The organism is Kribbella sp. NPDC003557, from assembly GCF_040610805.1.
Lineage (GTDB): Bacteria > Actinomycetota > Actinomycetes > Propionibacteriales > Kribbellaceae > Kribbella.
Map to the genome: position 1 here is coordinate 212396 of NZ_JBEXMY010000011.1, position 8844 is coordinate 221239.

Below are 8844 nucleotides of genomic sequence, written 5' to 3' on the forward strand. Positions count from 1 at the left end.
GCTGGGCGATCCGATCGCGCTGCACATGCCCGCAGGCAAGCAGCACGCGTCGCATCGAGTGTCCCTGCCGGACTGGAGCACCGGTCCTGCCACTGGGCACTCGCTTCCTGTTCCTGAGGTCGGCCACGGCCGGTCCTCCTCTCTGATGGTTGTTGTCAGACGTACCGGCGTACGGTCGCGCGGTACTGCCGGTACATGGTTCCGAACTGCTCTTCCAGCCGGCGCTCCTCGGCCAGCACCTCTCGGTGGACGACCACCCCGGCCGGCGGCACCGTCGCCACGACCCACACCGACCCTGCAGCCAGCCCGATCCCGAGATGGATGAGCGACCACCCGACGTACATCGGGTTCCGGCTCAGTGCATACGGCCCGCTGGTGACGAGTTGCCGGGGGTGGGCGAGGTCGGTGGTTGTTGCTGCTCGCAACGCGCCCGCGATGACGAGGCCGCCGGCGGCGACGAGCGCCCACCCGGCGCGGCGCCTGCGGAGATGCCCCGGGCGTAGCTGCTCGAGGGCGAACCCGATCGCGATCCCGGCGACGGTGGCTTCGGGGATCGGGATGTTGGTCAGCCTCGTGTCCGTGTGAGTTCCTCGAGGAAGGCGCCGGGTCGCTCGATGTGCGGGACATGCCCGGCGTCGTCGATCACCTTCAGCGGCCAGTTCAGCCTGCTCGCGGCCTCTTCGGCAAGCCTCAGCGGTACGAATCGGTCCTTCGCGCCCCAGAGAAGCGTCGTCGGTACGTCGATGTGGTCGCGGATCTGCTTCGTGCAGGTGGTGACGAGGTGGCGCATCGTCCGCTTGACGTGCGGCACGCGGGCGCGGGTCCTGGTGTACGTGGTGAAGGCGTGCATCCAGTCCGGGTCGCGGCGGCGGGCGGAGTCGAGGTCGGCGAACGCCCACTGCTCGAACCGCACCATGTTCGCCTCGGACGGACGGAGCGCGAACCTGATCGCTGTGATCTGCAGGCCGATCGGCAGCCGGTACGGCCCGACGCCAGGTACGGCGTACAGCACCAACCGCTGCAGTTGCTTCCTGTGATGCGCGGCGAAGCCCGCGGCCAGTGTGCCGACGAGCGAGTGCGCGACCAAGACCGCCGGCTGCTCGCAGGTCAGCTCGAGCAGCTTCGCCAGCCAACCGTCGAAGGTCGCCTGGTCCAGCCGGGCCACCGGCTCGGACTCGCCGAGCCCCGGCACGTCAGGTACGACGAGCCGGTGCTGCTGCGCGAACGCCGGAATCACCGGCGCCCAATAGGCCCCTCCGCACTCGATCCCGCCGTGCAGCAGCACGAGCGGCGCCCCGTTCCCACCCTCGAGAACGACCGTGGACACACCGCCGACATCCACCCGTCGCTCACCGACAGGCAGCCCGTCCAGCAGCCGCTCCCGCTCGATCATGACGCCAACGTAAGAGGCGACGCCGCACGCCCGCTTCGGAAGAACTACCCAAACTGCTCAGACCACCCCTGCGAACAACCACGTACCCAGGGTTGGCAGGGTGGCCGGTCCATCCCGGCCACCCAGCGGTGAGAGTGAGATTCGAACTCACGAGCCGACATGCCAGCCGACCGACGGTTCAGCAAACCGCTGCCCCTACCAACAGGCGGACCTCACCTCGAGGTTCCTGCCGTGTCCCCTGAACACGGCAGGAACCTGTTCAGCCCTTGACGCAGATGACCTGCTTCAGGTGGGCGACGACCTCGACCAGGTCGGACTGGGCGGCGATGACCGAGTCGATGTCCTTGTAGGCGGCGGGGATCTCGTCGACGACGCCGGCGTCCTTGCGGGACTCGACGCCCTTGGTCTGGGCGACCAGGTCGTCGACGGTGTAGCGGCGCTTCGCCTCGTTGCGGCTCATCCGCCGGCCTGCCCCGTGCGAGGCCGAGTAGAACGAGCGCTCCGAGCCGAGCCCGCGGACGACGTACGAACCGGTGCCCATCGACCCCGGGATCAGCCCGAGGTCCCCGCGCCCCGCCCGGATCGCGCCCTTGCGGGTGACCAGCAGGTCGAGCCCGTCGAACTGCTCCTCGGCCACGTAGTTGTGGTGGCACGAGATCGGCTGCTCGAACCGTACGTCGACCTCGAACGACTCCCGCACCGCCTGCATCACCAGCGCGAGCATGACGGCCCGGTTCCGGGCGGCGTACTCCTGCGCCCACGTGAGGTCCCGGCGGTACGCGTCCATCTCCGGCGTACCGGACAGGAACACCGCCAGGTCGCGGTCCGGCAGATCGGCGTTGTGCGGCAGCTCCCGCGCGATCCGCATGTGCCGCTCCGCGAGCTCCTTGCCGATGTTCCGGCTGCCGGAGTGCAGCATCAGCCACACGCGGTCCTCGTCGTCGAGGCACACCTCGATGAAGTGGTTGCCCCCGCCCAACGACCCCATCTGCTGCTTGGCCTTGCGCTCCCGGTCCTGCACCCCGTCGTGCAGACTCGTGAACCCGCCCCACAGCCGGTCCCACGGACGCGGGTCCAGCCCGAGCCGCCGTACGCCGACCGGGTCCTCGTGGGCCCGGAAACCGACCGGTACGGCGGCCTCGATCCGCGACCGGATCGCCGACAGGTCGTCCGGCAGGTCCGCCGCCGTCAGCGAGGTCAGCACACCTTCCATGCCACACCCGATGTCGACCCCGACCGCCGCCGGCGACACGGCCTGGTACATCGCGATCACCGACCCGACCGTCGCACCCTTGCCGAGGTGCACATCCGGCATCACCCGGACGCCGTGCACCCACGGCAGCGCCGCGATGTTCCGCAGCTGCTGCAGCGCCTTCGCGTCGACGTCGTACTCCTGCGCCCACATGAGCGTGGAGCTCTTCGCCCCACTCAGCTCAACCGGAAGCTCCACGATTCCCCTCCTCGTTCGTCTGTCTGGATGCATGCATGCAGCTGCCAGGGCAGGGCTCGAACCTGCGGGACCTCGGGTCAGAACCGAGGGTGGGTCACCGTCGCCCACCTGGCATCGCGCTCGTCGGCGGCACCGGTGGGTGTCGCGTCAGAGCGCTATCTCGGCACGGGAAGGGATCCACGGCTGCCACAACAGCGGCATGCCGGCCTCTTCCGGTGTTCGCGAGCCTTTCTTCTCGTTGCACGCGGAGTGCGCGGCGACGGCGTTCAGCCACTCGCCCCGTCCACCCCGTGATCGTGGCACCACGTGGTCCATCGTGGTGGCGCCGAGCTTGCCGCAGTACGCGCACGTGTACTTGTCGCGCTTCAGGACGCCGGCCCGCGTGTACTGCAGGCGGCCGGAGGCGTAGCGCCACTTCATCACGACGTACCGGACGAGCCGGAGCACGCGCGGGAGAGGGAACGGTCCGATGCTGGCGCCGTCGTGGGCTTCCTCGACGACCGCGACCTCGCGGACGAGCATCCGGATGGCGTGCGGGATCGACACGACGTGCAGCTGCTCGTACGAGGCGTTCAGGACGATCACACCGCTCATGTGGTTCCTCCTCCCTCCCAGTGTGCCCGACCCGCGGTCGGCAGGTCGGGGAAATCGGTGTCGGTCAGTGCGTGCGGCCCCAGGGATTCGAACCCTGAACCTCCTGGTCCTAAGCCAGGCGCCTCTCCCAGTTGGGCCAGAGCCGCGGGGTACTGCGTTGTGTTACGTACGGCGACAGTCGCGTACGGCGACAGTCGCGTACGGCGACGGTTGCGTGTGGCGACGGTGTGTCGCACGGGCGTCACCCGAGGTGTCATCCCGGGTGCCACTCAGGGTGTCCGGCGGGGCTCGAACCCGCTTCCTCCGGGTCCACATCCCGGCGCATCGCCCGCTTCTGCCTCGGACACAGCACGCCCGGCAGGATTCGAACCTGCACCCTCCTGCTTCGTAGGCAGGCGCTCTGTCCGGTTGAGCCACGGGCGTTCGTGGCGCCCTGCGCCGGATGTACTGCGGATTTCCGGCGCAGGGCACGCTTGTGGCGCCCGCTCGGCCGGTAGCAGAGCATCCTGCGGGCGCCTGGTCCAGCTGGGAGGACTCGAACCTCCGATCCCCTCAACCCAAATGAGGTGGCCTGGCCGCTGGCCTACAGCTGGAATTGCGATAGATATCCAGTTGTCAATTGTTCGTGCCGATATCCGTGAATACCGGAAAAGCATCGGTGGAAGGAGTCGAACCCTCGTGACGCGGGTTTGGAATCCGGTCCGCAACCATTGCGCACCGACGTGGCCCGTTCCCGGGCAAAAGAAAAGAGCCGCCTGCTGCCGGAACCCGGCTCAGACGGCTCGCTGGAGACCTCCCAACACGGAGATCACCCAGGCGGACCGCCCGAACGCGGGCTGAGCTGGTGGTATTCGAAGGCCATGTCGCCCACGGGTCGCAGGCACACCGACAAGACCACACGGCGCCGCCGCCAGGCCTCGTTCAGAATGTCCGTCCCGTACACGATCTTCTCCTCAGGTTTCTCGGTCTTGCGGGAAATAGTCTCACCCAGCACGTCGGTTCAAGTCAACGCATTTCCCGAAACAATTCTTCCCCCACCATTTCCACACCCCTCCGACGGCCGCCCTGTGCAGTCGGTTCCGCATCCACGCGCGGCATCCCACGAGGCATTCCCGCCGACGGCTGATGTCCCGGCTGTATTCGCCGGCGTCAGCTCCGTCGTACGTCGGCGTCGTCAGTTCCGTCGCAGCCCGGCTGCGCCCGGCCCACCCACGCGATCGACCCCTCCCGTCGTACGGCGCCCTCGGCCGACCGGTGTGCCGCGGCTTGTGACCCGCTGCGCGGCCCTATTGCCGGTCATGGCGCCCCCGTACCCCAGACCCGAGGAAGGTGACTCCGACCACACCCGCCACCCCGCCGTACCCTCACCAAGGATCCGATTCGGAATCCACGCCCTCCTCCCGCTACACTCTTGCCTCGGTACACGCCGCCTTAGCTCAGTCGGCAGAGCGTCTCACTCGTAATGAGAAGGTCGTCGGTTCGATTCCGACAGGCGGCTCCACTCCGGTAGACGGAGAAACCCCAGGTCACGGGCAACATGACCTGGGGTTCTGCATGTCCGAGCTGTCTCGTGGTGCCACTCATGGTGCGAGTTTGCTAACACCCTTGCTAACTGGGCACCAGCGCGGAGGCCTCCGGACCGTCTTCATCGTCTGGCTCGTCGGCGTCGTCCTCGTATGTGTTAGCAGGCTCCGACTTTGCAGCGGCAGTGGCGAAGATGCCGGCGACGCCGGCTGCGTGGGTCCGGATCACGTGCGCGTAGATCCGGAGAGTGATGGCCGGATCAGCGTGCCCAGCCGCTCGGCCACGACATGCACCGGTACGCCAGCGATGAGAAGCAGTGTCGCGTGAACGTGCCGCAGATCGTGCAGCCGCGCGTGGGGGAGCGGCGTCTTGTCCGGGTTCTCAGGGTCGGGCATGTTGTACGCGCGGATGACCTTGCCCATGAACTGCGTGACCGTGTCCGGATAGATCGGCTCACCGAGCCCGGTCGTGAACACGTGGCCGGTGTCAGGCCAGGCGTCTCCGATCTTGGCTTGGTCCGCCATCTGGCGGCGGCGGTGTGCTTTGAGTTCCGTCACCGTGTCGGGGTCGATACTCACGACCCGTTCCCGTCCGCCCTTCGTGGTCCCCTCCACCCGTTCGCCCTCCACGATGCCAACCGAGCCGCGGATTCGGACAGCCGGCGCCTTCCAGTCGATGTCAGCCCATCGCAGGTTCAGCAGCTCTCCACGCCGAGCGCCTGTATACGCCGCCAGCCGGTAGAACGCCCGGAGTCGATGGGTGGCCATGAGGCCCAGGAACAGACGCAGCTCGTCGGCGTTCCAAACCTCCACAGACGGGCGAGCGGTACGCCGTGGACGCTTCGCGCGGTCAGCCGGGTTACTCGACAGAACGCCCTCGAACTTCACGGCATCGTTGAACGCCTTCCGCAGTACCGCGTGAACCTTGTCGACGGTTGCCCTAGCGAGCGGGTCGCCGTCGGCTCGACCACCCTTAAGAAGATCCTGATACAGCTTCGTCAACGTGGTGGGCCGGATCGCCTGGAGACGCTGACGGCCAATGCGCGGCTCGACGTACTGCCGAATGAGCCAGCGGTAGCCGGCCAACGTCCGCGGCTTGGTCTCCAGGGCGTGAGCATCGAGCCAGTCACCGAGGTACTCCTTGACGGTGATTGCCGAACGGTCGACGTACTCACCTCGTCGTGCCGCCCGTCTAGCATCGTCGCGGGCTTCCTTGGCGTCGTCTTCGGTCGCAAAGCCGCCGACCCACTTGGGTTTGCTCAGACCGGTGTCCGGATCGATCACGCGGATGACGTACGACCACGTCTTGCCGCGCTTCATCACGCCGTCCTTGAGCTTCCCCATCAGGCGGCCCGATCCAGGTCAGCCACGAACTCCATGAGATCGGCGGCTCGGATAAGGCGTGAGCTGTCGATCTTGACCGACCGCAGAGCGCCTGACTGGATGAGCTGATACACCTTCGCGCGGCTGATGCCTAGCGCTTGCGCGGCCTCCGGGACGCGGTACAGGAGCTTGATGTCTTGCATGGGTATCCCTCGTGTTCAGGCCGCAGACGCGGCGGTGCCGGTTGCCGAATTGGGTTCGTCAAGTGGTGATGTGCCGTCGCGGGCGCGTTGTTTGGCCGCCTCGTATTGCTCGCGCCAGCGGATGCGTTTGGTGATGCTGTAGGCCAGGACTTCCTTCTGTGTGGGTGCGTCCTCGTCGCCGGGGCGGACGGGGGGCCAGATGAACCGCAGTTGCTCGTCGTCGCTGGTGGTCTGGTCGACGGACAGCGCGGCTTGGTCGTCCATCTCGACGCCGGCGGCGGCCAGGGTATGGCGGATGACTTCGGCGCGGTCGGCGCGGTGGTCGGTCAGGGTCTTGCCGGTCCACTGACGGGAGACCAGGACGCGGCGACCACCGAGGCCGAGATGTGAACGGTCGTGGGCTTTGCTGTCGCATTCGCCGGGGACGAGGTTGCCGGTCGCGTCCTTCGGGGTGATCCCGTAGAGGAGCCAGTTCGCGCAGGCCGGCGAGCAGGGCAGCACCTTGACGTGCTCGTGAAGCCGGTTCAAGTGGTCGAGTTGGGCCGGGTGCAGGTCGGCGCGGTCGTCGCCGTAGGTCTCGCCGATCGCCTTGCCGAGGTACTTGGTCAGGTAGCCGATTGCCTTGCCGACCTTGGCGTCTGAGTCCGCGACGATGCCCTTGTAGTCGACCTGTTCACCGAAGCGGACGACGTGCGCGGGTTGCGCGGCGGGGTCGGCGGCGAGGTCGTCCAAGGCGTTGTCCCAGGTGGGCAGCAGGACGCCCGTGGCGGGGTCGAGGAAGCGTTCAGTGTCCTCGTCCCAGACAGGGAGATCACAGCCGGTCTGAGCGCCGTAGACGGGCGTCTCCACCAGACTTGGTGGTAGGTCGCGGCGGCGACCTGACGGACGAGCTCACGCGGCACGGTCCCCCGGACTGCCATGTGCAGATGCGGCGCGAGGCGCTTCTGTGGCTCGACCACGGCGAAGTACTGCGCCTTGTACCCGGCGCACCTGCGCAGGTTCTGAACGAAGCGGTCGACGCCCTTGGAGAAGTGCAGCGCGTCGAGTGCGGCGCGGCGGTAGTCGTACGTCGACGGGTCGACCGGCGTCGACAGGACGGGCGAGGTTAGGCTGTGGTGGACGCCGCACGAGCACGGCACGAGCTTGCCCTTGACCCGGTACGGGAGACGGTGTGTCGCGCCGTACGAGTCGAGTGTGACGGTGATGAACATCGAGGGGCGGTAGGTCTTGCCGTTGGGTGCGTGGAACGTCGTACCGACCGTGCGCTTGCTCATCGGGACCCGCGGCAGGTCCGGCGCGTCCTGGCGTCGACGGGTCGAGCGCACCCGGCGAGTGGAGTCCTCGTCGGTGCCGGCGTCCTCGGGTTCGGCTTGGTCCTCGTCCTCGAGCTGGTCAGTGTCGGCGGGGAGTTCGAGTTCGGTGTCTCGGTGCCAGCCCTCGCGGCACTGCTGCATCCGCAGTCGCCGGTTGGCCTCAGCGCAAGGCGGGCACTTCGAGACGAGGGTCGACCCGCAGGAGACACCGACGATGCGCTCGGTGCCGGTCTCGGTGTCGACAACGCGGTTCAGGATCGGCCGGACGCAAACGCCGTTGGTGATCGCGAGATCTTGTACGACGTCCAGCGGGAAGCGGTCCAGCGTGATCCTGCCGTGCGTTGCGGTGTCGGTCATCTGGACCACCTCCCTACTGGATTTGATCCGGCGTCAGCGGCTCGGATCGGTCGTGTTTGTTGGGGATTCGGGCGGTGACGTAGCAGCGAGCGCCCGCGGCTCCCTGGTTGGTGTCCAGCCGCCCGGAGCCGTCGAGTTGGAACACAACGGCGAGGACCTTGACCATGACCTCGATCTCCGCTGGGTCGCCGGACAGACGCATTTGCACGGTCATCACAAGGCCGCCCAGCCAGCGAAGGTTCGGCCGGCGTTGCTCATGCTGCGGCTCTCTCTGCGTCGCGCGGTACCGGAAGGGGCTTGGTGGGGTCGAGCGCCTTGGGTCCCGGCGTCCATTCGGTTCGGCAGGCGGCGGGGAGCGGCCAGGGCGCGATCCGTGCCCAGTACGCCGAGAGTCCGGCGAGCTTGGCTGTGATGGCGTCCCGGTCCGTGTCGGTGGTGCCGCCCCAAACGCCTTGTTCGTCGTTGAGCAGTGCGGAGGCGAGGCAGGATCGGCGGACCGGGCAAATCGCGCAGACGGTCTGCGCTGCGTCGGTCTGTTCCCTGGCGGTGGGTTCCTCGCTGGTGAACGCGGGATCGGTGCTGCCGAGGCAGGCAGTTGCGTCCAGCAGAGTGGTGTACGACGTGGTGGTGGCCGGCCCGGGTGTGGACGTGGGTGCGGTCACCGCGTGATTCTTCGAGGAATCTCTCA

At 67.6% G+C, this 8844-nt stretch carries 9 protein-coding genes, 7 tRNA genes and 1 pseudogene; 1 reads left to right on the forward strand and 16 read right to left on the reverse strand.

The window, feature by feature from the left end; translation table 11 throughout:
* Nucleotides 1-155: 155 nt before the first annotated feature.
* From ABZW60_RS37105 to ABZW60_RS37150, 10 genes are all read right to left on the reverse strand, one after another.
* Entirely contained in the window at nucleotides 156-425 is a 270-nt protein-coding gene (locus ABZW60_RS37105) for an isoprenylcysteine carboxylmethyltransferase family protein (RefSeq protein ID WP_355485037.1), read from the reverse strand.
* 140 nt (nucleotides 426-565) lie between these two features.
* Complete coding sequence (locus ABZW60_RS37110; protein WP_355485039.1) at nucleotides 566-1393, reverse strand: alpha/beta hydrolase; 828 nt, start codon at nucleotides 1391-1393, stop codon at nucleotides 566-568.
* A gap of 126 nt (nucleotides 1394-1519) precedes the next feature.
* Nucleotides 1520-1610, reverse strand: a tRNA-Ser gene (locus tag ABZW60_RS37115).
* 42 nt (nucleotides 1611-1652) lie between these two features.
* On the reverse strand, nucleotides 1653-2798 hold the full coding sequence (locus ABZW60_RS37120; RefSeq protein WP_355485061.1) for an RtcB family protein: 1146 nt from the start codon (nucleotides 2796-2798) through the stop codon (nucleotides 1653-1655).
* Nucleotides 2799-2884: 86 nt separating this feature from the next.
* Nucleotides 2885-2957, reverse strand: a tRNA-Gln gene (locus tag ABZW60_RS37125).
* Nucleotides 2958-2990: 33 nt separating this feature from the next.
* Entirely contained in the window at nucleotides 2991-3437 is a 447-nt protein-coding gene (locus ABZW60_RS37130) for an HNH endonuclease (RefSeq protein ID WP_355485041.1), read from the reverse strand.
* 72 nt (nucleotides 3438-3509) lie between these two features.
* Nucleotides 3510-3583: transfer RNA gene (locus tag ABZW60_RS37135), tRNA-Leu, on the reverse strand.
* A gap of 127 nt (nucleotides 3584-3710) precedes the next feature.
* A tRNA-His gene (locus ABZW60_RS37140) sits at nucleotides 3711-3784 on the reverse strand.
* A 2-nt stretch (nucleotides 3785-3786) separates the two neighbouring features.
* Nucleotides 3787-3860: transfer RNA gene (locus ABZW60_RS37145), tRNA-Arg, on the reverse strand.
* A gap of 94 nt (nucleotides 3861-3954) precedes the next feature.
* Nucleotides 3955-4030, reverse strand: a tRNA-Pro gene (locus ABZW60_RS37150).
* Between the two features lie 832 nt (nucleotides 4031-4862).
* On the opposite strand from ABZW60_RS37150, the gene ABZW60_RS37155 reads away from it, so the two are divergent.
* Nucleotides 4863-4938 (forward strand) — tRNA-Thr (locus tag ABZW60_RS37155).
* Between the two features lie 247 nt (nucleotides 4939-5185).
* Here ABZW60_RS37155 and ABZW60_RS37160 read toward each other — a convergent pair.
* The 6 genes and pseudogenes from ABZW60_RS37160 to ABZW60_RS37185 all read right to left on the reverse strand — a co-directional run.
* Nucleotides 5186-6304, reverse strand: a complete 1119-nt coding sequence (locus ABZW60_RS37160) for a site-specific integrase (protein ID WP_355485043.1) — start codon at nucleotides 6302-6304, stop codon at nucleotides 5186-5188.
* Nucleotides 6304-6486, reverse strand: a complete 183-nt coding sequence (locus tag ABZW60_RS37165) for a helix-turn-helix domain-containing protein (protein WP_355485045.1) — start codon at nucleotides 6484-6486, stop codon at nucleotides 6304-6306. Before ABZW60_RS37165 ends, ABZW60_RS37160 begins: the two co-directional genes overlap by 1 nt.
* Nucleotides 6487-6501: 15 nt before the next feature.
* On the reverse strand, nucleotides 6502-7335 hold the full coding sequence (locus ABZW60_RS37170; RefSeq protein ID WP_355485047.1) for a replication initiator: 834 nt from the start codon (nucleotides 7333-7335) through the stop codon (nucleotides 6502-6504).
* Nucleotides 7336-7376: 41 nt separating this feature from the next.
* A pseudogene (locus ABZW60_RS37175) lies at nucleotides 7377-8156 on the reverse strand (replication initiator); the annotation flags it as partial.
* Nucleotides 8157-8169: 13 nt separating this feature from the next.
* Nucleotides 8170-8370, reverse strand: coding sequence for a hypothetical protein (locus tag ABZW60_RS37180; protein ID WP_355485049.1), 201 nt, complete (start codon nucleotides 8368-8370; stop codon nucleotides 8170-8172).
* Nucleotides 8371-8410: 40 nt separating this feature from the next.
* Nucleotides 8411-8844 (reverse strand): WhiB family transcriptional regulator (locus ABZW60_RS37185; RefSeq protein ID WP_355485051.1); only part of this gene is annotated, 434 nt, incomplete at its 5' end.

Coding starts and splice junctions, on each gene's coding strand:
- ABZW60_RS37110 (WP_355485039.1), bottom strand. CDS start 1,393: ATGATCGAGCGGGAGCGGCTGCTGGACGGGCTGCCTGTCGGTGAGCGA.
- ABZW60_RS37120 (WP_355485061.1), bottom strand. CDS start 2,798: ATGTGGGCGCAGGAGTACGACGTCGACGCGAAGGCGCTGCAGCAGCTG.
- ABZW60_RS37130 (WP_355485041.1), bottom strand. CDS start 3,437: ATGAGCGGTGTGATCGTCCTGAACGCCTCGTACGAGCAGCTGCACGTC.
- ABZW60_RS37160 (WP_355485043.1), bottom strand. CDS start 6,304: ATGGGGAAGCTCAAGGACGGCGTGATGAAGCGCGGCAAGACGTGGTCG.
- ABZW60_RS37165 (WP_355485045.1), bottom strand. CDS start 6,486: ATGCAAGACATCAAGCTCCTGTACCGCGTCCCGGAGGCCGCGCAAGCG.
- ABZW60_RS37180 (WP_355485049.1), bottom strand. CDS start 8,370: ATGACCGTGCAAATGCGTCTGTCCGGCGACCCAGCGGAGATCGAGGTC.